Raw genomic sequence first — 22,708 nt, 5'->3', positions numbered from 1 at the left:
TTCCTTAATCGTCCAAATGTGCCAGGTTGCGACAAAAAAAGCTCCTTGCAAAAATCGCAAGGAGCTTGTGATAAGCCATGAAGAGATAGGGTACGCTCCACCGCTGCTCTCGTCACAGAAAGCCGCGCATTAGGAAGTCCTATTCTTTCTTCTCTTCTATAACTTGTTATTCACGCTACCTTGCCAGCCTCTCGGGACTGAGTTAAAGGTACTGCTGTTTATCAAAGGAATTATCCCACATTCGACATTTGATGTCAAGTAAAAACGAATATTTCCGCTTGTACATAGTGTGAACCATTCCCAATCAGCTATACAAGGTGAGCGCTGGCTGTTAAAGGCTGAGCTTACGGATTCTTTCTACCGCTTTTTCCGTATTTTCACGGCTGCCAAATGCAGTTAGGCGGAAATAGCCTTGGCCGCTTTGTCCGAAGCCTACGCCAGGCGTTCCAACGATGTTGGCTTCCGTAAGAAGCTTATCGAAGAATGCCCATGAATCCAAGCCACTTGGCGTTTTCAGCCAAATGTAAGGAGCGTTGACGCCGCCGAATACTTCCAATCCTAGAGATGCCAGCCCGTCGCGGATAATCGCAGCGTTAGTCATGTAATAATCAACCAATGCTTTGATTTGCTCTTTGCCTTCTTCCGAATAAATAGCAGCTGCGCCGCGTTGAGTCACATAAGATACGCCGTTGAATTTTGTCGTATGGCGGCGATTCCACAAGTCGTTGAACAAAACTTCGTTTCCAGAAGCATCAAAACCTTTCAGCTCGCGTGGAACGACTGTGTATGCGCAGCGTACGCCTGTGAAGCCTGCTGTTTTCGAGAAGCTGCGGAATTCGATCGCTACCTCGCGAGCACCCTCGATTTCGTAGATGCTGTGCGGAACATCTTCTTCTTGAATGAAGGATTCATAAGCCGAATCATATAGGATGATGCAGTTGTTCGCTTTTGCATAATCAACCCATACCTTTAGTTCTTCCTTCGTCAGCGTCATGCCTGTCGGGTTGTTCGGATAGCACAGGTAAATGATATCTACCTTGCGGTCCGGCAGGCTTGGCTTAAAGTTGTTCTCAGCTGTGCACTCAAGGTACGAAATGTTCTCATAACGTTTTGTTTCTTGGTTGTATTTGCCTGAGCGGCCAGCCATTACGTTCGTGTCTACATACACAGGGTATACAGGATCTTGAACGGCAACGATGCTGTTCTCGCTAAAAATCTCTTGAATGTTGCCGACATCGCATTTCGAGCCATCGCTTACGAACACTTCGTTCGAAGCGATTTCGATGCCGCGTGCTTTATAGTCATTTTCGATAATCGCGTTAATTAGGAAATCATAACCTTGCTCTGGGCCGTAACCGCGGAATGAACCGGGAGCCGCAAGCTCGTCTACCGCGCTATGCATAGCTTTAAGCACTGCATCCGGCAGGCCGCGCGTAACGTCGCCGATTCCAAGGCTAATAATTTCTGCGTTTGGATTTTCTTGAATGAATTTTGTGCGGCGTTTTGCAATTTCAGAAAACAAGTAGCTGCCTTGCAGCTCCAAGTAATTTTGGTTAATGGAAGTCATTTCGTGTCACCTGTCCTTATTTTATCATTCAAATCTGTTGTTATTGTTAGAATAACTCACTTCACAGCTCGAAATAATGAATAAAGTGGTGAAAAGTTTGCACTTTTGCACGTGTTGATCTACCTTGACCGCAGGTTGCTTAACACAAACTCAAAATCAGCCGGCAGCGGCATCTCGAACTCGAGCCGCTCGCCGCTGCGCGGATGCGTAAAGCCGAGAAGCGCCGCGTGCAAAGCCTGTCCCTTAAGAGCCACCGTCTTGTTGCGGCCATATACCGGGTCTCCTGCAAGCGGGTGTCCGATATATTTCATATGCACGCGAATTTGGTGGGTGCGTCCGGTTTCGAGCTGCAGCTCAACAACCGTATAATCACCCAGACGCTCCAGCACGTGAAAATGGGTTACCGCATGCCTGCTGTTTCGCTCTGTTACGGTAAACAGCTTGCGATCATTCAAATCGCGTCCGATCGGCGCATCGATCGTCCCTTGGTCATGCGGCAAGTTGCCATGCACGAGGGCGATATACTTGCGCGTCACCGTATGCTCCTTCAACTGCTCGGCAAGCGAGATGTGCGCAAGATCGTTTTTTGCAGCCATCAATAGCCCCGTCGTATCCTTATCGATCCGGTGTACGATGCCGGGACGAATCAAGCCATTAATGCCGGACAAATCCTTGCAATGATACATAAGCGCATTCACGAGCGTACCGGATGAATGTCCCGGCGCCGGGTGAACGACCATCCCGCGCTTTTTATTGATGACAATGAGATCCGAATCCTCGTAAATCACTTCAAGCGGAATGTTCTCAGCAATGATCGCGGCTTCTTCCGGCTCAGGTATTGTAAGTACAACCTGGTTGCCTTCCATTACCTTCACGTTCGCTTTCGCAACCTTGCCGTCAACCAATACGGCTCCCGCCTTGATCCATTCCTGTACCTGTGTTCTCGATACGGCTGCATCGTCGATGCTGTCTGTTACAAACTTATCTACTCGTTCGCCGGATTGCTCAGCTTCTGCAACCCATTCCAAAGGCTCTTCATTATACAGGCTGTTGCTCATGATTGTTTTGATCCTTGTCCTCTCCATTTTGCAAACGTTTCTTATCGTCCTTAGCGGACAACAACGTGTCAATTAGTATTAATGCGACGCCGCAGACGATACCCGAATCCGCCACGTTAAAAATCGGAAATTCATAGCTGCCGAAGGTGAACTGCAGGAAGTCGACTACTTCTCCAAACCGCGCGCGATCCAAAAAGTTGCCAATCGCTCCGCCAAGCACGAGCCCAAGCCCAACAAGCAGCCATGGCTTAGCTGTTTTTCGCATCGCCTGTATGTACCATATAATGCCTGTTACAATGACGACCGTGACAATGATGAAAAACAACCGTTGCTCCTGCAGGATGCCAAATGCAGCACCTCGATTTCGATGCGAGGTAATGTGAAAAAAATTACCGATTACGCTAATTTGATCCCCGATGTTAAGCTTTGTTTCAATTATTTTTTTTGTTACAAAATCAAGGACAAACACGATTACGGCTACCCAATAATAATAAAAACGCATCTAATCACTCCTAATTTTTTGTGAAGCAACGTTTCAAACCAAAAAAACTAGCGGCATTCATACATAATTAGCCGAAATAGCCCATTTGTATAATTCCAATCAATTGTAGCATACGGAAGCAAACGAGAGCCAGCCTATCGCGTTTGTTCTTCCATTGAAGACCATACTGAAAATCCGCCTTTCGGCTAAAGCTAATACAGCAATTATGTTCCCTGCTAAGGAGGGCGCTCAAAAATGACAACCCCATCAAACGCTCATATTAGTCTGCTGCAAAGCAGGTTGCTGGATGAGCAGCGCGAGATCGAGAAGCGACTTGCGGATAATGATCATTATGGACTATCTCAATCGCTGCGGGATGATACCGGCGAGCTTACGGCCATCGACAATCACCCTGGCGATACTGCAACCGAGCTATACGAGCGTGAAAAAGACGTTGCGCTGCTTGAACAGGAAGAGCTTCACTTAAGCCGCATCGACGCAGCACTTGATGCGATAGCGAATGGCTCATACGGCATTTGCGCAGCATGTCATGAACCGATCCCGCTTGAGCGGCTTGATGCCGTTCCCGATACGCTTTATTGTATCGAGCATGCACCGCGCCAGCATTTATCTCTTCGCAGGCCCGTTGAAGAATTGGTGCTCGATCCTCCGTTTGGAAGAACCAGCCTTGACGAGCAAGATTCTTATAACGGCTTTGACGGCGAGGATGCTTGGCAAATTGTTGAGCAATGGGGCAATGCGGATTCACCTGCCATGTCAGAGAATCGGAATGTCGCCGATTATGTAAATGTTGGCATTGATGCGTATGAAAATGACGGCTTCGTTGAGCCAATCGAGAGCTTCCTCGCGACTGACATCACCGGCCGGCATGTCTCCGTAATCCGCAACCGGGAATATCGGCATTATTTGGATACGGGTGAAGGAGATCATGGCTTAGAAAGCGATGAGCTTGAAGAAACGACTTGAATCAGCACATTTATTGCGGTTATAACGTTTAATACGTTTTGCCTTCTAGCTGTATTTGTACGATTCGGACGATGTCCGCAATATAGTCGCCGATAATCGGCAGGTTAAGCGCACCTAATATTTGCAGCACATAAAGGATAGTCGCAGCAAAAAAAGTAAAGCCGATTGCGATTCCGACACCTCTGGCTGTGCCAGCGAGCAGATTTTTCCAAATTAGCGTTCTTGGCCGGTTTAGCAGTTGAACGTAATCGGCTATTTGCGTCCGCTCCAAATCGTTTGCGATAATTTGCAGTCGTTTATCAAGCATGCTCATCGAAGATTGCAGCTCGTCCAAATTTTTCGGCTGTTCCGGATTATTTGTTGTCATACGAGGCATCCCCTTTGTCAAACAATAAAACGAGGCCAGACCTCCCTGCCATTGCAGCCATGCGACTTTTCGGTCGCATCCTGCAGCAGCCGGTAGGCGACGGCCTCGTTTTTCGTTTGTTGTTTTCCTATATACTATATCCTTATCCGCGGATGAAAATCCCTATTGCCTTCTCGCCAAGCGATACTCTCTCCATCTCAGCCGTTTCTTCATACGCGACCGACTGTACGAGCACGTTATCATGCAGCACTTCTTTAAATGCTTCAAGAGCCGCTTTAAGCTCGGAATCCACATCCAGCACAAGATCAATCCGTTTCTCGATCGGCAGATCAAGCTTTTTGCGCGTGTCTTGAACGGCACGGATCACTTCGCGTACCCAGCCCTCTTGCTCAAGCTCAGGCGTAATATCCGTATTCAGCGCTACGGTAACGCCATTTCCGGATGCCGAAGCAAAGCCAGACTTCGCTTGCTTCTCAACGAGCAGCTCGTCGACAGCAATTGCCAGCTGCTCTCCCTCTGCGCTTGTGAAATCAAAGCTTCCGCCATTTACAATGCTGCGCGTTTGCTCAGCATTCAAACCTTTCAGCTGCGCTTGGATTGGACCTACGTTTTTACCGTATTTTTTGCCGGCAACTTTAAGGTTCAGCTTAAGCGTGAAATCAACAAACCCGCTGTCTGAATTTTGTACCGTAATCGCTTTGACGTTAATTTCGTCCTTCACGATATCCTCGTAGTCCGCCACGTTAAAATCACGATCCAGCGATACGATTAGCTCCGACAACGGTTGACGCGTCTTGATGCCCGTTTCGTTCCGAACGTTGCGCGCAAGCTCAACGATTTGCTTCGCGCTTTCCATATCGCGCTCCAGCGTCTCATCGATCGCGGCTTCATCCGCCTTAGGATAGTCAGCCAAGTGCACGCTGCCCACACCGCCCAAGTTTCCGTACACATCCTCGGCAAGTAGCGGAGCATAAGGTGCGATTAGACGAGAGAGCGTAAGCAGTACGCTGCGAAGCGTCTGGTAGGCAGCCAGCTTATCATCGGTAAGCCCGCTTCCCCAGAATCGATCGCGCGAACGTCTGATATACCAATTGCTTAGCTCATCAACAAACGTCTCAATCGATTTGGCAGGGTTAAGGAAGTCATTAACCTCAAGCCCTTTGTTTACCGTATTGATCAAGCTGTTCAAGCGGGAAATGATCCAGCGATCAAGCTTGTTATCCGAATTGATTTCCGCATGCGCATTATAGTCAAAGCCGTCGATGGATGCATAAAGCGCAAAAAACGCATGCGTATTGACGATTGTATCAATGACCTTCGATTTTGCTTCGCCTACGATGCCGCGGGAGAACCGTTTGCTGTTCCATGGCGCGCTATCAGCAAGCAATGCCCAGCGGAATGCATCAGTACCGTATTCGTTGATGATTTCCCAAGGATCAATGACGTTGCCTTTTGACTTGGACATCTTCTGGCCGTTCTCATCCAAAATATGACCTGTCGAGATAACTGCTTTGTACGGCGCTTTGCCATTGTAAAGTGTCGATACTGCCAGCAAGCTGTAGAACCAGCCGCGCGTTTGGTCAATCCCTTCGCAGATGATGTCTGCAGGATACTGCTCTGCGAATTGCTCCTCATTTTCAAACGGGTGATGATGCTGGGCGAAAGGCATCGAGCCGCTGTCGAACCAAACGTCGATTACTTCCGGCGTGCGAGTCATCTCCGCGCCTTCGGCAAATGGAGATTTCAGCTTAATCCCATCCACATACGGCTTGTGAAGCTCGATATCCTCTGGCACATCCCCGATTGCCATTGCGCGCAAATCTGCGATGCTGCTTGGCGAATATTCTTTGCCCGTCACGTCGCAAACCCAAACGTTAAGCGGCGTGCCCCAGTAGCGGTTGCGGCTGATGTTCCAGTCCACCAAATCCTCCAAAAACTTGCCGAAGCGTCCTTCGCGAATGTGGCCTGGGTACCAATCTACGCTGTTGTTGTTCGCGATCAGTTGATCTTTAACCGCAGTCGTCTTAATGAACCAGCTCTCCATTGCATAATAGATCAATGGCGTTTTGCAGCGCCAGCAGAACGGATAGCTATGCTCGTAACGCTCCTTCGAGTAAAGCAAACCGCGCTCGCTCAAATTTTTGACAATATCGATATCAAGCTCGCTGTCCTTCACGAAGCGGCCCGCAAAGTCCGTTACTTCCGCAACGTAGCGGCCTGCTAGATCAACGACGTTTAGCATGCTGATTCCATTATCGCGCGAAACTCGGTAGTCGTCCTCGCCATGCGCAGGTGCGATATGAACGATACCGGTACCGCTAGTGTCGCTGACAAAATCGCCTGCAATAACGATATGCCCTTTTTCGATCGCGACATAATTAAACGGCGGCTCGTAGCTAAGGCCAACCAGCTCGGCGCCCTTCACCACGGATAGAACTTCATACCCGTCCTTCAGTACGCTCTCAGCCAAATTCTGAGCGACGATATAAACCTCGCCGTTTTTAGAAGCACGGATATAATCAAGCTCAGCGTTAACAGCAAGCGCTACGTTTGCTGGCAGCGTCCATGGGGTAGTCGTCCATGCCAGAACAAACTCTCCGGAATCCTTAAGCTTGAACTTCGCAGTCGCGCTTAGATCTTTAACATCTTCATAGCCCTGAGCAACCTCATGCGAGCTGAGCGTCGTTTGGCAATCCGGGCAATACGGGCTCACGCGATGTCCACGGTACAGCAGCCCTTTGCTGTGGATGTTAGATAAGATATGCCAAACACTCTCGATGTACTCGTTCTTAAGCGTGATGTATGGATTGTCTAGATCCGTCCAATAACCGATCGCTTCTGTAAGCTCGCGCCATTGCTTCTCATATACAAACACGCTGTCCTTGCACTTGTTCACGAATTTCTCAATGCCGTATTCTTCGATCTCTTGCTTGCCGGAAATGCCCAGCTGCTTCTCTACGCCGAGCTCAACCGGAAGACCGTGCGTATCCCAGCCTGCTTTACGGATTACGCGGTAGCCTGCCATCGTCTTGTAACGACCGATAAAATCTTTAATAACACGGCCAAGCACGTGACCGATATGAGGCGCTCCATTAGCGGTTGGCGGTCCTTCGTAAAATACAAAATTCGGCTTGCCTTCCCGGTTTGCAATTGATTTCTTAAACGTATCCTCTTTCTTCCATTGCTCAAGCACACGCATCTCACGACTGCGGGCACGTTCCTTAACATCTACGCGTTGCATAATTCCAGCCTCCTAATTTTAAACAAAAATAAAGCCTCATCCCTATGAGAAGGGACGAGGCTTAGTCGCGTTACCACCCTTGTTCCGCATTCGCTTCTGCCAAACAGCTAGCAAGAAGATGAAGGCAACAGCTCACTTGAACTGCGCTTCATGCGGCACCTTAGTCGCGAACATTCCGTTCGCGTTCCCTATAACGGGGGACGGCCGTCAGCACTTACTGCTGCTCTCGCAGGTTCGGCGCCGCTTCTCAGAGAGGATATTCCGAAATGGCTCACACACCGGACTTTCAGCTGCCGCCGGCTCTCTGAGGAGTGACCCTAAAACGTACTTGTTCTCGTCAACGAAGTTTAGATCAATAATTCATTATCATTAGTTATAGCTTAACAACAGGCCAAATGTCAAATGTCAATTCGCCTATTTGTCGTAAGTTTATCCGAGGGTCAGCTCGTGCTCCGTCTGTCTAGCTTTTGGCTCAAGCGTATCCCAGCCGTCTACGGTGAGCAGTTCAAGCTGCGCTTCTACTAGCGTACGGAAACGTGCGCGATACACGGAAGCTTGTTTCTTAAGCTCTTCAACCTCAAGCGAAACCTTGCGAGACTTCGCGAGCGAATCGTTAATAATGCGATCGGCATTTTTCTCCGATTCCTTAATGATGAGCTGCGCTTCCTTCTTCGCGTTGTTTCTTACCTCATCAGCCGCTTCTTGCGCAACGATAATCGTCTTGCTTAATGTTTCTTCGATATTTGTAAAATGATTCAATCTTTCCTGCAGACCAAGCAATTGGTTTTGCAGCTCTTTATTTTCACGAATGAGCGACTCATAGTCTTTAATGACTTGATCTAGAAATTCGTTTACTTCATCCTCGTCATAGCCGCGCAATCTCCGGCCAAACTCTTTGTTATGTATGTCCAATGGCGATAAAGGCATTGGCGCACCTCCTCATGGTATTTGTGACTCTGGCAACCGGATTACACTATTTAATGAGAACACATTCGACAACTGCATGTAAAATCCTGCAATCGCTCAAATAAATTTGCCTATCCTGACGCGGATTCTGCCTTTTTTTGTCACACCATCGACTTCCAGCACTTTAAATCGGCCTAGACCCTTGAAAGACACAACGTCTCCAGCGCGAAGCTGCTCGGAAGGGTCCTCTTCCGATTTCCAGTTAACCCGGCATCTGCCTGCTCGTATCGGATCGACGATTTTGGATCTGCTGATCCGGTAGACGTCGCTTGCTATGCCGTCCAGTCGCATGGATGCGACAGACAAGCTCATTTCCTCCAGCTTCGGCACTACGGTCCGCAGTTCAGATAGCGGAAGGACATCCGTCAGAACATTTATTCGGTGTACCTGTCTTAAGTGTATATTTAAGTAATCGGCAATTTCGTCCATAACGATGATATGGCAAAAATGTTCATGCACATAGATGTCACCAATTCGGTCTCTTTTAATGCCAAGTCCGAGCAAAGCGCCCAAAAAATCACCATGATCAAGCTCGAGGCTAGCTTGTCCAGGCCCGTTGACTGCTAGAACAGAAATGCCAATCGCCTCGTCGTCCAAGCTGCGGTAATCCGGCCCGATAATGGCCCGCTTCCGTTCCGCCTGTTCGCTGCCGCCATCAAGGCGAACGCTTACGTCAGGATTCCGGTTAGCTAATATCGTCAAGATCTGCGCTTGCCTAGGGTCTAAAAAATCGGTCCGCTTCAGCTCATGCTGCTGTGCGGACCGCTCTATCCATTCCTCCGCCCGATCGACAAAAGGTTTCTCATCGGGGTGGAAATGATCATATATTCCTTGTTTCATACGATCTCATTCCTTTAATTAATAAAGAATCCGATTACTGCAATCAAGCCGTACGCTACGAAACGCAAAGCGAACAGTGCTATGATAGGCGACAGATCTAGCATGCCGCCAATCGGCGGGATAAATCTCCGGAATATTCCGAGATACGGTTCTACCATCTTGCCAAGAAACACACCGATAAAGCTCTCGCGAGCATTAGGCAGCCATGACAGAAGCACATATCCAATGATCATAAAACTGTAAATACTTTGCAGCGTATTAATCGCGCCTTCAACACTATTTAACAACTCAAGGTCACCTCATTTTATTGTAGTCGTTCTCCTCGGCCAGCATTTCTGTAATAGCACCTTGAATTTCCACTGAATCCGGCGTGCACAGAAAAATATTGGGGCCTAGCTTAGAGATGCTCCCGCCTAAAGCGTACACTGTACCGCTTAGGAAATCAACAATCCGAACAGCAAGATCATTGCGAACGCGTTGCAAATTGACGATGACGGCACGGCGTGAACGCAAATGGTCGGCAATTTCTTGTGCTTCATCATAAGAACGGGGCTCGCTAAGCACAACTCTGACATTTTTCTGCGAGTGAATGCTAACAACATTATTGCTCTTTGTGTTTTTACGTGCTTCAAAGGGAGAAGTTTCAGCTTCTTGTTCTTCCTGCTGTACGACCCGTTCTCTCTCAACGACTTCTTCTTCGTCCTGCAAGCCAAGAAAGCTCATAAAACGGTTCATGACACTCATCCTTTATTCCTCCTCTTTCCCTACTAGAATCGTACCAAGGCGAATCCATGTCGCTCCTTCTTCAATCGCAACATCAAAATCATTCGACATGCCCATTGATAGATGGGTGATGGTATTTGGAAGTTCCGGGCGCTGCTGCAACTCATCCCGTAGCTCTCGTAAAGCTCTAAATACTGACCTGGTTTGCTCGGGTTCCGCCTCATAGGGAGCCATCGTCATCAGTCCAATTGGCTTTATCGAAGGAAACTCACCCAGCTGCTCCACAAATGTGAATAGCTGCTCCGGTTCAAGGCCTTGCTTGGAATCTTCCCCTGAGACATTGACTTGAATGAAGCAAGGAACAATAATGCCAAGCTGCGAAGCCCGCTTGTGGATGGCTTCCGCAAGCGACAGCCTGTCCAACGAATGCATGTATGTAAACTTCCCGATGACGTCTTTCACTTTATTCGTTTGCAATGAACCGATGAAATGCCAAATGGGCTGCTCGTCCGCGTCTTGATCGGCGTTGCCGCTGATCGCTTCCCATTTCTCCTGGGCGACTTTCCAGCGGTTCTCGCCAAGATGGCGCAAGCCTTGCTCAAATGCAGCCTTTGTCGTATTCAAGGACACATACTTAGTGACCGCAATGATTTGAATCTCATCCCTGCTTCGTCCTGAACGGTCGCAAGCCTTCTGGATGCGCTCCTCAACGAGCTGAATTCTATCCTGTAAAGTAGTCATTATGCTTCACCTCTCCCGAATGCCGATCCAACTGGCCATTCGGCCGGTCATGCCACCTTCTTTGCGATGGGAAAAAAATAAATCCCGCCTGCATCCGGTGCACCACTCTGTTAATTCGATACGTATCGGCAAAATTCCTGCTTTTATCATAATCTGTCGGTTTATTTCTTTCAAGTCTAAGTTCGCTTTGCCATTGCCCTCTCTCTTCAGCATCGCTTCCGCTTCTTCACCCTGCAACCCTAGGCGGTCTAGTAGCTGCTGTACTTGGTTTATAACCGGTCCGTCAACCTCGTAGCAGCAGCCTCCAATTGAAGGCCCTATTGCAGCACGCAGCAATTGCGGGTTCGTTCCATAAGCACTCACCATAGCCTGTACCGTCTCCGTAGCAATTTGCTGCACAGTCCCCTTCCATCCGGCATGCGCAAGCGCAATCGCATTATGCTCGGCATCGTAGAAGTAGAGCGGCACGCAATCTGCATAAAATGAAGTCAGCAGCACGTCCGGTACGTCGGTCATGATCGCGTCGCAATCCTTTAGCACATCGTTTAAAGTCGCCCTGCCGCGTCCCTTATCTGCCTCGGTAACCTGGTGCACGCGGTTGCCATGCACCTGCTCGGCGCAAGTCCACGCTTCAAACGGCCAGCCGACAGCATCAGCCAGCAATTGTCGATTCGCTATCACCGCTTCATCAAGGTCTCCCACATGCAGGCCCATATTGAAAGACGACCAAGGCGCTTTGCTAACGCCGCCATCTCTTCCCGTAAAGCCAACCGTCAACCGCTCATCCCGGGCATTCCATTCGGACAACAAAAAAAGCGAAGGCCCCTTCGCTGATTGGATAGGTTTAAAAGCATCCATTTATCTCTCACCTCTAATTAAAGGCTTGGTTAGCAAACCCAGCTGCTCGCTGTGCTCAGGCTTGCTGTACAATCCTTCCATTCGTCTAGACACAGTTTACCGTGTTACGAGCGAGCGTGCAAATCATCTTCCTCGGCGCGCAGCTGCTTTGTGTCGTCCATTCTGACAAGCACAACGTCCGCTCCGATCTTAACGATGTTGCGCCATGGAATGACAACCTCCGTACCGCCGCCTCCGAACATACCTAGAAACTTCGTAAATTGCGGCACTACGATAGAATCGATGCGCCCTTGCCGCAGATCAAGCTCCAAGTCGGATATTTGTCCGAGCTTCTTCCCATCTACAATGTTAATAACGTCCTTCGTCTGAAAATCAGATATTTTCATTTCCGTTCACCACTTTTCAAGTAGAGTGATCGTCCGTTTGCCTCTCCTATAACTATATGAGCAATTTGCCCAAAATGTCCTTCTTCTCAAAAAAACGAGCAGCTTGATCGGCATATATTTTTTTAATGCACATTGGTCCGGCAGCACCAGGCATTGGATGCGAAGCAAAAGGTGCGGCAGCTGCTTGCCATCATGTGCGGCTCGAATGAGGGCAAAGATAGCAAGCATCGTTAGTTAAATTCGATTGCACACAAAAAAACGATGCCTCGCGGCACCGTTTTTCAAGCTTCAACTCATGTTTTAACATGCTTTTGCATTTGCTGAATGGCTGACTTCTCCAAACGTGATACTTGCGCCTGCGAGATCCCGATTTCGTCGGCGACCTCCATTTGTGTTTTTCCTTCAAAAAAACGCATGGACAAAATCATTTTTTCTCGATCATTCAGCTTGTGCATCGCCTCGCGAAGCGCAATCTCTTCGATCCACGAGACATCCTTATTCCGCTCGTCGCTAATTTGATCCATGACATAGATCGGATCTCCGCCGTCATGGTAGATCGGTTCAAACAAGGAAACCGGATCTTGGATAGCGTCAAGCGCAAAGACGACGTCTTCCTTCGGAACATTCAGCGCCTCGGATATTTCAAAAATCGTCGGTTCGCGTGAATTTTTGTTCGTCAAGCTATCTCTTACTTGAAGTGCCTTATAGGCGATATCCCTCAAGCTTCGTGAGACACGAATCGGGTTGTTGTCTCGCAAGTAACGGCGTATTTCTCCGATAATCATCGGTACGGCATAGGTGGAAAATTTGACATTTTGGCTAAGGTCAAAATTATCTATCGCCTTCATAAGTCCGATGCAGCCGACTTGGAATAAGTCGTCCACAAACTCTCCCCTATTGTTAAACCGTTGTATAACGCTAAGCACAAGCCGCAGGTTGCCGTTTACTAATTTCTCTCTTGCTGCCCACTCGTTGCGGGTTTGCAATGCCGTAAACAATTCTCTCATCTCGACATTATTTAGGACAGGCAGTTTCGAAGTATCCACTCCACAGATCTCGACTTTATTTCGGGTCAACGTGATTACCTCCCAAGGAGAAACATTAATGTACATTATCTCCTTGGGTGGCCTTTTTATTCCTATTGCGACATCGTTCGACAACTGCAAGCGGGGTGCGGGCTTACACCATTTTGTTAAATTCTTTTCGAAGCCTTTTTATAATCCGCTTCTCTAAACGCGAAATATACGACTGCGAAATGCCAAGAAGATCGGCCACATCCTTTTGCGTTTTCTCCTCGCCATCGGCAAGGCCGAAGCGCAGCTCCATAATAATCCGCTCGCGCTCTGACAGCTTATCCAGCGCTTTATGAAGCAGCTTGCGGTCAACCTGCTCTTCGATATTCCGATAAATCGTATCGTTCTCGGTGCCGAGCACATCGGATAATAGCAGCTCATTGCCATCCCAATCAATGTTAAGCGGCTCGTCAAAGGATACTTCCGTACGGGTCTTGCTGTTGCGGCGCAAGTACATCAATATTTCATTTTCGATACAGCGCGAGGCATAAGTCGCAAGCTTGATCTTTTTTTCCGGATCAAACGTATTTACCGCCTTAATGAGACCAATCGCGCCTATCGATACGAGATCTTCAATATGAATGCCGGTATTTTCAAACTTACGGGCGATGTACACGACGAGTCTTAAATTCCGTTCAATCAGCATTGCACGAATAGCCGTGTCGCCTGTAGGCAGCTTTTCCAGCAAATATTCTTCCTCTTCGCGTGTTAATGGCGGTGGAAGCGCTTCACTACCACCGATGTAATAAATTTCTTCACTTTTTAATCCGAATAAAAACATAATGCGATAATAGTATAACTGAAGGATCAATTTGTACTTGACGAGCATCAGGCCCATCCCTCCTCGTTTGTATGAGCATACGGTTTTATTGTTGTACCATAGACGGATGGATAATGGCTCGATATGCCCCATCAGACGTTAGCTTTCCGCCGTCAAGCCCGATAAGCACCTTCCGCGTTTCAAATACTTGTCCTTCCCTAGTAATCTCAACCGCATCCGGCTTTATCGCTAGCATGAACTGTGACCCCCGGTTGACACCTCTGAATGGAACGAGACGAAGCCTATCCTGCCACACGAAGGGCTGTTCATCCATTCCCGCTACAAGACGATCTACTTGTGCATCTCGTATGCTATTCAACCACGATTCGGGCAAATCATCTTGCCATAATGAAGCTTCCATTACCATGACCGGCGTCCGTGTTAACGGATCATAGAGCTGATTGCCGGTGTCAATCAAGCCAACGCAGGTTTGAATACGGTCTCCAATCGTTATTTTGACCTCTGCCAAATGAGTTTGCACCAGCTCCCTTTCTCGTTTTTGCGTCAATACGGTACGGTATATATACAGTCCGATACAAAACGCAGCAATTAAATAAAACAATCCCATCTTGAGCTCCACGCGCATGCTGCCGTTTACGAACGTAATCGTCCTCCAAACTTCACCGGACCCTTGCATGAACAAATAATAAAGCCCAAGCACCGCGCCGGCGGCAACAAAGTTAACCGCATAGAATGCCGCGACATTCCTCAAAAAATGCTGAATGGACGCAAACCCAAACGCAATCCACACCATCAAAAGCGACATCCCAATTTTTACGGCTAATGTAAATAAAAAGGATAATTGCGGAAAAAGCATTAATACGACATAACAAGCTCCGACAGCAGAAGCCAATAACACCCGCCAAGGCCGTGGTTTAAGATGACGGGCCCACGCGGAAGTTAATAGAATAGCACCATCAACAAGCAGCTCTCGCAAAAACATAACATCCACATAAATAGCCACTTCGGTCACCTTCCTGCATTGGCGGTAAACGGGCCTGCAGCCGGCACCCGGGAGAACGATTGAGACTAGTATATTAAAATCCTATTTCAAAGTCTGTCTATTCATGACAGCATGACATATCTTTTTTTGTCGAGTATCTGTATAAAAACCGCCTGCTATTTTGCTTGACTTTTCAATTTGAATGGTTAGGAAAGCGTCCTTGAATCAAAAAGCAGGTTTTAAATCAAAGCTATATAATGGTGAAACGCTTTGGTTGCTGGAAGCTTTGCAACGCCCTTCTTCTGTGAAGGGAATTCTCTTGAAGTGGCTGTTTATTATACGAATGGCTGATGGTTGATTTTGTCGTTTTGATTGGTTTGCGAACAGCGGTAAATGATGAATCAAAGAACGGGGTTATCTTGCTTGTTCAGCGTTCGGAAATAGAGTATGATTCCAATTATAGACATAAAGCAGCGAAGCACGCCGCTTGCCTCGGGATTTTTCCCGAAGTAGGCGGTTTTTTTATTTTATGGAGGAGGCGAGTATACATGTCGTTTCATTCTGATTACGAGCGTTGGCTGGAAATAAACCTGAAATCACGCGAGGGGGAAAGTAGGCAAAGGCTTGAGCAGGGTCTTGGCCATGCTGAAAAGCAATTTGTAGAATTGGTTTGGTACCCCGCTTTTAAGGAGCTGGACGGGTTGTATCCGGAGTATGAGGCTTCCGGCTTTCGTGATGGTACGTGCTATTTGGATTTTGCATATTTAAGAGATGGCTTGCAGCTCGCCATTGAACTCGATGGCTGCCGCGCACATTCCACAGAAATGACTCGTTGGCCGTTTTCTGCTTCCTTCATGCGCCAAAACCACCTGGTCCTCGACGGTTGGACCGTTTTGCGCTTCTCCTATGACGACATCAAAGATAAGCCGCACATGTGCCAGCAGCTCCTTCAACAATTTGTTGGCAAGAGCTTGATTGGAAAAAAGCATGAATCCGGCGCAGAGGAATTCCTGCAGCTAGAGATATTAAAATATTCAGCCTGTTTGGATTATCCTATCCGCCCATCCGACGTCATCGCTCTCTTAAAAGTCAAAAAAAGAGATGCTCAAAAATTGCTGCACAGCATGGTACAAAAACAAATGCTTCTGCCAGCGGGCAACGGCACAAAAAGAATCCGCTGCTACAAAATAAACCCCGAACGGCAAGCGGCGTTTCTCGAATCTACGTAAGCTCATATTTGTGCTTATGGCTCTGTCATTCGAGTTTACCTGCACGATTATCTTAGCCTGTAAGCACGCATAGGTTCTATAAGCGCTCAATCTCGAGTTACGCTGAAGCTGTCACACATGTGTGCATACGACTCCCATTCGAGCCTGCCCACAAGCTATTCTCAGCTGTAAGCACATCTAGGTTCTTAATAGAGTACTATCTCGAGCTGCTGTGGCTCTGTAAGCACATCTATGCGCTTACGTCTCCCGTTCGAGCCTATCCACACGTCGAGCTCGGCCTGTAAGCACGCACACGCTGCCGCCCCTCTCCTGCCAAATAAAAAAAACGCCCCGCCAGTTAAACTGGTAGGGCGTGAAGCAATAAAATGCTAGCGATCGCTGCGTGGGCGATTACGAAGGAATGCAGGGATTTCTAGTTGGTCACTAGACGTATTGTTGGAACCAAAAGGCTTAACCGGGTTAGCGGTGCTTGCTTGTCTTGTATCCGTTGCTTCAGGCTGTTGCTGCGGAATACGGCGAGCTGCAGCCGATTTATGCTCGAAGCCTGTAGCAATAACGGTTACTTTAATCTCGTCTTTCAAATCTTCATCGATGATAGCACCAAAGATCATGTTTACATCCGGATCAGACGCCGAAATGACGATTTCAGCCGCCTCATTCACTTCATAAAGCGAAAGGTTGCTTCCGCCTGTAATGTTCATAATAACGCCGCGAGCGCCGTCGATCGACGTTTCAAGCAGCGGGCTCATAATCGCTTTGCGAGCTGCTTCAGCGGCACGGTTCTCGCCGGTTGCGATACCGATACCCATCAATGCGGAGCCACGTTCTGTCATGATCGTCTTCACGTCTGCAAAGTCGAGGTTGATCAGACCAGGTACAGCGATGAGATCGGAGATGCCTTGTACCGCTTGACGAAGTACATTATCCGCTTCGCGGAACGCTTCTAGCATCGGCGTTTTTTTGTCTACGATTTCAAGCAAACGGTCATTCGGAATAACGATTAGCGTATCTACTTTTTCTTTGAGAGCTTCGATGCCAAGCTCAGCTTGTCCCGAACGCTTCCGTCCTTCAAAAGTAAATGGACGCGTCACAACCCCAACTGTCAATGCGCCGCATTCACGGGCAATTTCAGCAATGACTGGCGCTGCGCCTGTTCCTGTGCCGCCGCCCATACCAGCCGTAACGAATACCATGTCCGAGCCTTTAAGCTGGTTCATGATGATTTCGCGGGATTCCTCGGCAGCCTTGCTGCCTACATCTGGGTTAGCCCCTGCGCCAAGACCACGTGTCAGCTTGTCGCCGATTTGCAGCTTATGCTCGGATTTAGCCAAATGAAGCGCTTGTGCGTCCGTGTTCACCGTAATGAATTCGACGCCTTTAACACCATTTTCGATCATGCGGTTAACGGCGTTGCTACCGCCACCGCCTACACCTATTACTTTAATTTGAGCAAGCTGTTCAAGCTCAAAGTCGAATTCCAACATCTTCATTTTCCCCCAGTCAAGCGTAAACTGCTGACAGTATCATTGATACTGTGCAGCAACGTTTCGCGGTAAAATATAAGCATCGTATAGAGGTGAATCTTATATTATCTTATATTTTTAAATAAATTCATTAAACATGCTTTTGATCCGCTCGAACATACCGGGTTTAGTTGAAGCTGCTGGACTTGCTTTGCGGCTTGCCGTTTTCTTCACTGCTCCTGTTCCTCGAGCTCCCATATATTTCGACACATATTGGATCATGCCAACACCGCTGCTGAAAGCCGGATCTCTTACTCCGATATAATCAGGCAGTGCGATTCTAACGGAAGACTCCAGCTCTGTCTGGGCCAAAGCGAGCGTTCCTGGCATCGACACCGAGCCACCGGTTAAGACGTAGCCGTTAACCTTTTCCCCATAGCCGAGTCGACGTACTTCTTGGCGAACCAGATGGAAAATTTCTTGCATGCGCGGTTCGATAATGCTGGCAAGGTCAACCTGTGAAAATTCCTTCTCCACGTTGCTGCCCATGCGAGTTACTTTAAACTTCACATCTTCGGCCGCGTCGAGCACGTTCGCGCATCCGTATTTCAGTTTAATCTTCTCCGCTTGATCGCTTTGCGTACGCAAGCCATAAGCAATATCGTTAGTTACATATTCGCCGCCGATTGGAAGCGTCGATGTAGCAGCTAGTCCGCCTTGGTCATAAATGGCGATCGTGCATGAGCCTGCTCCAATATCCGTAAGTACAGTGCCCATTGATTTCTCATCTTTGGTCAGTGAAACGACACCTGACGCTAATGATAACAAAATGACACCAGAAATACGAAGGCCTGCTTTCTCTACACAACGCATCAGGTTGTGTATCGCAGTCTTCGTCCCCGTGACGATGGTCGCCTCAACCTCGAGACGCACTCCGATCATACCTCGTGGGTCGGAAATACCTTCCAAACCGTCAACCAAATACTGTTTTGGTACTAAATTAATAATTTCACGCTCTGGCGGGAGCGCTACTACCTTAGCTGCTTGCAGTACTCGTTCAATATCTTCTTCCCCAATTTCACGATCCTCGTTGGATACTGCAACGACGCCACGATTGGTTTGCAGTGCGATATGGTTGCCCTGAATTCCTACGTAAACATCTGATATTTGAATGCCTACCATGCGCTCTGCATGCTCTATTGCATTGCGGATCGACTGCACGGTTTGGTCAATATCTACAATTGCTCCTTTGCGAATACCCTCTGAGTCGGCAGATCCAACTCCAATAATATTAATGGCTCCATTATTTACTTCACCAATAATAGCACGAACTTTGGATGTACCGATGTCCAAACTGACGATGATGTCGTTACTGCTCATCCTGCGGCACCTCCGTTTCAAATAAAAATTAATATTTCACTTGTTCAAGGTCTTCCTACTTATTCAACGCTTTTAATATTTTCCCTCTTTTTTCAACAAAATTTTCGTAGTATTTTCGCTTTTTGTCGAGCCCCGCCCCTTGCGGCACTCTATATTTCCTAATGTTATCCAGCCCCATCGAGTTTGAATGCGATAAATAAAATTCTACCATTCTTTGAAGCTATTGAGTAGTCTCTTTTTGATCAGCGTCCATATTTTCTGGACTATCGCTCTGAAAAGGAACATATGTATCCGCAAGCAGCATCGTAATCTTCCCCGGCTCCTGCGTCTCGATTACAGCATTCAGCGCCTCGATCTTCTCCGTAAGAACGGAGACGGCCGTAATCACTTCAAATTTCGTTCGCGTATATATCCTTATGCGATCGGGATAAGCGGATGATGGATAAGGGATAATCTCCGATAGATCGGAGAGCTGCTTCGTCGTTATTTTGCCAAGCTGCGTCGTTAACTCTGCCTTTACCGGATTATTGTCCGTCCAGCCGGAGAGCACGGGCTTGTCCACAAGCTGCATAACGTCGCTTTCCGCTTCAACGGTAGTCCCGTTAGACAAGAGCGCTGTCATTTCTCCCTGCTTGGAGAGCTCGAATGCCACCACCGGAAACTCCGCCACTGCAATTTTCACAAGGCCCGGGAAAACCTTTGTGACCTTTACTTCATTTATTTGCGGAAGCGTCAGCACTCTCTCTCTGATCGTCGATGATGAAGTCCGGAAAAACGCATCGCCAACCAAGATCGCGGATGCTTTGCTTATTTCCTCACTTGTAACAAATCTTGTACCCTCAATTTGTATTTCTGAAACCTTGCTGATAGAGGAATTAAAAAATAATACCGCCAAAAGAGCAACAAACAATAGAATAAGTATGGTTAACAGCTTTCGGCTGCCCATTCGTTTTCGATTAGGTTCCTTCAGTACAGGCATCTGCGAGCTCATAACTTGTCCCTTCTTTCCCCAAAAAACATCCGGCTAGCTTCCATGCCTTCGCTTTCGCTCAGCATCAATAGCGTACCGGCTGTTTCTATCTTGCAGCTCATGCGCATAGTATTAGTTATTAGGCACCGGAGAATATCGCGATATGCGCGCACCAAGCCTAGACAACATCGTTTCGATTTTCTCATAGCCGCGGTCAATGTGATGAATTTGCTCAACGACCGTTTTGCCTTGCGCTGCTAGACCTGCTATGACAAGGGCCGCGCCCGCTCGTAGGTCGGTCGCCTCCACCGTAGCTCCATAGAGCCTCGGCACGCCACGAATGAATGCGGCGTTCATATCAACGCGAATGTCAGCACCCATACGTGACAGTTCATCCACATGCTTAAGTCTGCCTTCAAAAATCGTTTCCTTCAATACGCTTACTCCATCAGCAAGCGTAAGCAGCACCATAACCTGAGACTGCAAATCGGTAGGAAAAGCCGGGTACGGAGAGGTTACAATTCTCTCAACCGCTTTGGGTCTGGTAGCACTGCCAACTTTAATTATATCACCGTCGACAACGATTTGAACACCTGCCCGGCGCAGAACATGAATCAAGGACGATAAGTGAGCGGGTTGCGTATTTTGGAGCGTCACATGGCCGCGTGTTGCGGCGGCAGCTACCATAATCGTCCCAGCTACTATGCGGTCGGGAATGACCTTGTAACGACATGGTGTTAGCGACTGTACCCCATCTATCGTTATCGTGTCGGTTCCGGCACCCATAATCTTCGCGCCCATTGCATTTAGAAAACGCTGCAAATCTTGAATTTCCGGCTCACGCGCGGCGTTAGTGATCGTTGTTCGGCCTTCTGCCAGAGCAGCGGCCATCATAATGTTTTCCGTAGCGCCAACACTCGGGAAAGTTAAATGAATGTCGGCGCCCCGCAATTTATCCGCCCGGCAAATAATACGGTTGCCGAGCTCTTCTATCTCTGCGCCAAGCGCCTTTAAACCCTCTAAATGCAGATCAATCTTTCTTTCGCCAATTGCACACCCGCCAGGCTGGTAAACCTGCGTTTCTCCAAACCTAGCCAGCAAAGGTCCCATTAGAAAAATAGAAGAGCGCATCTGTCTCATTAACGATTCCGGCACGTGGGATGTATGTGCAGTATCTGTGTCCAGCACGACTGTTCCTCCCGAATGCTCGGCGCGGCATCCTAATTCGCGTAAAATGTTCAGCATGACATCGATGTCTAGCAAATCAGGCACATGATCTATCGTTGTTGTGCCATCGGCCAGCAGACTGGCAGCCAGAATCGGCAAAGCGGCATTTTTCGCTCCTTGGATAACTATGGTTCCTGAGAGAGGTTTCCCACCTTCAATCACCAATTTGTCCAATGTATCACCTCCGAATTACCGCTCACCCACCACCAATACTTCCGGCACCAGCAGGATGCCGAAGCGGTCCTGAACGGTGCTTTGTATATGAGTCATGAGGGCGAGAACGTCTTCAGCTGTCGCTTGCCCGGTATTTACGATAAAATTGGCGTGCTGCTCCGATACTTGCGCCCCGCCGAGACTTTCACCCTTGAGTCCCGCCTCTTGAATAAGTCTAGCGGCGTGATCATTAGGCGGATTGCGGAACACGCTGCCTGCTGTTGCAAGCTGCAGCGGCTGCGTTCTCAATCTTCTCTCTTTGTAAGAGGCCATTACAGCGAGGACTTCCTTCTTATCCTTCTCTGCCAGCTCGAGTGTTGCCTCAACGACAATGCCCTTTTGCTCATGCAGAATCGAATGGCGGTAAGAAAAATGCATGTCATCTCGTTCGTAGCGTACCAACTCTCCTGTATCCAGTACAATCTCAGCTGACTTAAAAATACGTGACACATCCGATCCATGCGCGCCAGCATTCATATAGACGGCTCCGCCTACCGTACCTGGAATTCCCCCCGCGAACTCAAGTCCGGTCAGACCTTCCTTACCCGCCATGACTGATAGCTTAATTAATGAATACGAAGCGCCGGCTATCACCAGCGATCCTTCAAATCGCACGTAATCTAACCCTCTGTGCGGTTTAATTACAACGCCGCGAATGCCTTTATCACTCACCAGCATGTTTGAGCCTCTGCCCAAATTAGTCCAGGGCAGTTGATGCTTTTGCACCAAACGAACCGCAGCAACTAATTCTTCTTTGCTCCGAGGGAGGATTAATATATCAGCGGGACCGCCGATTTTCCATGTTGTATAGTTCGAGAGCGGTACGTTATACAAAACTTCGCCAAGATTGGCTTGTTCCAATTCCGCTTTAAATGCTTCCATTAGTTGAACCTCCTTAAGGATTGCAGGGCAAAACCTGCCTTGTACGCATCGTTTAGGAATTGCAGAGCAAAACCCGATCGCATGCACATGACTTGCTGAATAAATGATAATGAAACGATTCGCTGATCTCCGTATGCAAGCTCTAAAACGCTGCAGCCGGATCGTTTTGTTGCAACAACCGCTCCTTTCGGGCGACGGTCACGAATATAGTGTATCCTATGCCCTTATAGGCTCTTGTGTGACAATGGCCCATATTGAACGGACCGTTCCCGAATCGGATGATATCTGATTTG

23 protein-coding genes and 1 other annotated feature are annotated in these 22,708 nt (G+C 48.2%); of the genes, 3 read left to right on the top strand and 20 right to left on the bottom strand.

Annotated elements, in window-relative coordinates; all coding sequences use genetic code 11:
- Positions 1 to 331 precede the first annotated feature (331 nt).
- The 3 genes from A7975_RS01945 to lspA all read right to left on the bottom strand — a co-directional run bounded on the left by A7975_RS01945 (position 332) and on the right by lspA (position 3,127).
- Positions 332 to 1,567, bottom strand: a complete 1,236-nt coding sequence (locus tag A7975_RS01945; protein ID WP_065383987.1) for an LL-diaminopimelate aminotransferase — start codon at positions 1,565 to 1,567, stop codon at positions 332 to 334.
- 119 nt (positions 1,568 to 1,686) lie between these two features.
- Complete coding sequence (locus A7975_RS01940) at positions 1,687 to 2,625, bottom strand: RluA family pseudouridine synthase (RefSeq protein ID WP_082197933.1); 939 nt, start codon at positions 2,623 to 2,625, stop codon at positions 1,687 to 1,689.
- Complete coding sequence (gene lspA / locus A7975_RS01935) at positions 2,606 to 3,127, bottom strand: signal peptidase II (RefSeq protein ID WP_053375517.1); 522 nt, start codon at positions 3,125 to 3,127, stop codon at positions 2,606 to 2,608. The genes A7975_RS01940 and lspA overlap by 20 nt, the downstream gene beginning before the upstream one ends.
- Positions 3,128 to 3,361: 234 nt before the next feature.
- Between lspA and A7975_RS01930 the strand changes: the two genes are divergently transcribed.
- A complete protein-coding gene (locus A7975_RS01930; RefSeq protein ID WP_065383985.1) occupies positions 3,362 to 4,093 on the top strand; it encodes a TraR/DksA C4-type zinc finger protein in 732 nt (243 codons plus the stop codon).
- Positions 4,094 to 4,121: 28 nt separating this feature from the next.
- Here A7975_RS01930 and A7975_RS01925 read toward each other — a convergent pair whose 3' ends face one another.
- The 12 genes from A7975_RS01925 to spoIIGA form a co-directional block, all read right to left on the bottom strand.
- Entirely contained in the window at positions 4,122 to 4,406 is a 285-nt protein-coding gene (locus A7975_RS01925; protein WP_231637629.1) for a DUF5665 domain-containing protein, read from the bottom strand.
- A gap of 196 nt (positions 4,407 to 4,602) precedes the next feature.
- Positions 4,603 to 7,701, bottom strand: coding sequence for an isoleucine--tRNA ligase (gene ileS, locus A7975_RS01920; RefSeq protein WP_065383984.1), 3,099 nt, complete (start codon positions 7,699 to 7,701; stop codon positions 4,603 to 4,605).
- A 47-nt stretch (positions 7,702 to 7,748) separates the two neighbouring features.
- Positions 7,749 to 8,051: a binding site (T-box leader), on the bottom strand.
- A 79-nt stretch (positions 8,052 to 8,130) separates the two neighbouring features.
- Complete coding sequence (locus tag A7975_RS01915) at positions 8,131 to 8,628, bottom strand: DivIVA domain-containing protein (protein WP_053375513.1); 498 nt, start codon at positions 8,626 to 8,628, stop codon at positions 8,131 to 8,133.
- Positions 8,629 to 8,724: 96 nt separating this feature from the next.
- Positions 8,725 to 9,507: a YlmH family RNA-binding protein gene (locus A7975_RS01910; RefSeq protein ID WP_053375512.1), complete on the bottom strand. Its 783-nt coding sequence runs from the start codon at positions 9,505 to 9,507 to the stop codon at positions 8,725 to 8,727.
- A 14-nt stretch (positions 9,508 to 9,521) separates the two neighbouring features.
- Complete coding sequence (locus A7975_RS01905) at positions 9,522 to 9,794, bottom strand: YggT family protein (protein ID WP_082197932.1); 273 nt, start codon at positions 9,792 to 9,794, stop codon at positions 9,522 to 9,524.
- A gap of 7 nt (positions 9,795 to 9,801) precedes the next feature.
- Positions 9,802 to 10,251 carry a cell division protein SepF gene (locus A7975_RS01900; RefSeq protein ID WP_053375511.1) on the bottom strand — a complete coding sequence of 150 codons (450 nt, stop codon included), beginning with the start codon at positions 10,249 to 10,251 and terminating at the stop codon, positions 9,802 to 9,804.
- Positions 10,252 to 10,254: 3 nt separating this feature from the next.
- Positions 10,255 to 10,971, bottom strand: a complete 717-nt coding sequence (locus tag A7975_RS01895; protein WP_053375510.1) for a YggS family pyridoxal phosphate-dependent enzyme — start codon at positions 10,969 to 10,971, stop codon at positions 10,255 to 10,257.
- 6 nt (positions 10,972 to 10,977) lie between these two features.
- Positions 10,978 to 11,829, bottom strand: coding sequence for a peptidoglycan editing factor PgeF (gene pgeF / locus A7975_RS01890; protein ID WP_065383983.1), 852 nt, complete (start codon positions 11,827 to 11,829; stop codon positions 10,978 to 10,980).
- Between the two features lie 104 nt (positions 11,830 to 11,933).
- Positions 11,934 to 12,215, bottom strand: a complete 282-nt coding sequence (locus tag A7975_RS01885) for a YlmC/YmxH family sporulation protein (protein ID WP_053375508.1) — start codon at positions 12,213 to 12,215, stop codon at positions 11,934 to 11,936.
- 293 nt (positions 12,216 to 12,508) lie between these two features.
- Positions 12,509 to 13,291, bottom strand: coding sequence for an RNA polymerase sporulation sigma factor SigG (sigG, locus tag A7975_RS01880; RefSeq protein WP_053375507.1), 783 nt, complete (start codon positions 13,289 to 13,291; stop codon positions 12,509 to 12,511).
- A 103-nt stretch (positions 13,292 to 13,394) separates the two neighbouring features.
- Positions 13,395 to 14,117 (bottom strand): RNA polymerase sporulation sigma factor SigE, encoded by a 723-nt coding sequence (gene sigE, locus A7975_RS01875; protein ID WP_053375506.1) that lies wholly within the window; start codon positions 14,115 to 14,117, stop codon positions 13,395 to 13,397.
- A 37-nt stretch (positions 14,118 to 14,154) separates the two neighbouring features.
- On the bottom strand, positions 14,155 to 15,072 hold the full coding sequence (gene spoIIGA, locus A7975_RS01870; protein WP_053375505.1) for a sigma-E processing peptidase SpoIIGA: 918 nt from the start codon (positions 15,070 to 15,072) through the stop codon (positions 14,155 to 14,157).
- Between the two features lie 199 nt (positions 15,073 to 15,271).
- Between spoIIGA and A7975_RS33940 the strand changes: the two genes are divergently transcribed.
- Positions 15,272 to 15,409, top strand: coding sequence for a hypothetical protein (locus A7975_RS33940; RefSeq protein ID WP_176707653.1), 138 nt, complete (start codon positions 15,272 to 15,274; stop codon positions 15,407 to 15,409).
- A gap of 190 nt (positions 15,410 to 15,599) precedes the next feature.
- Entirely contained in the window at positions 15,600 to 16,280 is a 681-nt protein-coding gene (locus A7975_RS01865) for a hypothetical protein (RefSeq protein WP_065383982.1), read from the top strand.
- Positions 16,281 to 16,648: 368 nt separating this feature from the next.
- On the opposite strand, the gene ftsZ is transcribed toward A7975_RS01865, so the two are convergent.
- The 5 genes from ftsZ to murB form a co-directional block, all read right to left on the bottom strand.
- A complete protein-coding gene (gene ftsZ, locus A7975_RS01860; protein ID WP_053375503.1) occupies positions 16,649 to 17,764 on the bottom strand; it encodes a cell division protein FtsZ in 1,116 nt (371 codons plus the stop codon).
- Positions 17,765 to 17,881: 117 nt separating this feature from the next.
- Complete coding sequence (ftsA, locus tag A7975_RS01855) at positions 17,882 to 19,123, bottom strand: cell division protein FtsA (RefSeq protein ID WP_053375502.1); 1,242 nt, start codon at positions 19,121 to 19,123, stop codon at positions 17,882 to 17,884.
- Positions 19,124 to 19,343: 220 nt separating this feature from the next.
- Complete coding sequence (locus A7975_RS01850) at positions 19,344 to 20,114, bottom strand: cell division protein FtsQ/DivIB (RefSeq protein ID WP_053375501.1); 771 nt, start codon at positions 20,112 to 20,114, stop codon at positions 19,344 to 19,346.
- A 111-nt stretch (positions 20,115 to 20,225) separates the two neighbouring features.
- Positions 20,226 to 21,494 carry a UDP-N-acetylglucosamine 1-carboxyvinyltransferase gene (gene murA / locus A7975_RS01845; protein WP_065383981.1) on the bottom strand — a complete coding sequence of 423 codons (1,269 nt, stop codon included), beginning with the start codon at positions 21,492 to 21,494 and terminating at the stop codon, positions 20,226 to 20,228.
- A 15-nt stretch (positions 21,495 to 21,509) separates the two neighbouring features.
- On the bottom strand, positions 21,510 to 22,415 hold the full coding sequence (murB, locus tag A7975_RS01840) for a UDP-N-acetylmuramate dehydrogenase (protein ID WP_053375499.1): 906 nt from the start codon (positions 22,413 to 22,415) through the stop codon (positions 21,510 to 21,512).
- Between the last annotated feature and the right edge of the window lie 293 nt (positions 22,416 to 22,708).

Source organism: Bacillus sp. FJAT-26390 (genome assembly GCF_001682865.1).
Lineage (GTDB): Bacteria > Bacillota > Bacilli > Paenibacillales > Paenibacillaceae > Pristimantibacillus.
Note: the sequence above shows the minus strand (reverse complement) of the source record. Positions and strands in the feature narration are given on the sequence as shown.

Coding starts and splice junctions, on each gene's coding strand:
- pgeF (WP_065383983.1), bottom strand. CDS start 11,829: ATGGATGCTTTTAAACCTATCCAATCAGCGAAGGGGCCTTCGCTTTTT.
- A7975_RS01915 (WP_053375513.1), bottom strand. CDS start 8,628: ATGCCTTTATCGCCATTGGACATACATAACAAAGAGTTTGGCCGGAGA.
- sigE (WP_053375506.1), bottom strand. CDS start 14,117: ATGCTCGTCAAGTACAAATTGATCCTTCAGTTATACTATTATCGCATT.
- ftsA (WP_053375502.1), bottom strand. CDS start 19,123: ATGAGCAGTAACGACATCATCGTCAGTTTGGACATCGGTACATCCAAA.
- murB (WP_053375499.1), bottom strand. CDS start 22,415: ATGGAAGCATTTAAAGCGGAATTGGAACAAGCCAATCTTGGCGAAGTT.
- A7975_RS01895 (WP_053375510.1), bottom strand. CDS start 10,971: ATGACTACTTTACAGGATAGAATTCAGCTCGTTGAGGAGCGCATCCAG.
- A7975_RS01940 (WP_082197933.1), bottom strand. CDS start 2,625: ATGAGCAACAGCCTGTATAATGAAGAGCCTTTGGAATGGGTTGCAGAA.
- A7975_RS01865 (WP_065383982.1), top strand. CDS start 15,600: ATGTCGTTTCATTCTGATTACGAGCGTTGGCTGGAAATAAACCTGAAA.
- A7975_RS01910 (WP_053375512.1), bottom strand. CDS start 9,507: ATGAAACAAGGAATATATGATCATTTCCACCCCGATGAGAAACCTTTT.
- A7975_RS01925 (WP_231637629.1), bottom strand. CDS start 4,406: ATGAGCATGCTTGATAAACGACTGCAAATTATCGCAAACGATTTGGAG.
- A7975_RS01900 (WP_053375511.1), bottom strand. CDS start 10,251: ATGAGTGTCATGAACCGTTTTATGAGCTTTCTTGGCTTGCAGGACGAA.
- A7975_RS01850 (WP_053375501.1), bottom strand. CDS start 20,114: ATGAGCTCGCAGATGCCTGTACTGAAGGAACCTAATCGAAAACGAATG.
- ftsZ (WP_053375503.1), bottom strand. CDS start 17,764: ATGTTGGAATTCGACTTTGAGCTTGAACAGCTTGCTCAAATTAAAGTA.
- A7975_RS01945 (WP_065383987.1), bottom strand. CDS start 1,567: ATGACTTCCATTAACCAAAATTACTTGGAGCTGCAAGGCAGCTACTTG.
- ileS (WP_065383984.1), bottom strand. CDS start 7,701: ATGCAACGCGTAGATGTTAAGGAACGTGCCCGCAGTCGTGAGATGCGT.
- A7975_RS01885 (WP_053375508.1), bottom strand. CDS start 12,215: ATGAAAATATCTGATTTTCAGACGAAGGACGTTATTAACATTGTAGAT.
- lspA (WP_053375517.1), bottom strand. CDS start 3,127: ATGCGTTTTTATTATTATTGGGTAGCCGTAATCGTGTTTGTCCTTGAT.
- A7975_RS01930 (WP_065383985.1), top strand. CDS start 3,362: ATGACAACCCCATCAAACGCTCATATTAGTCTGCTGCAAAGCAGGTTG.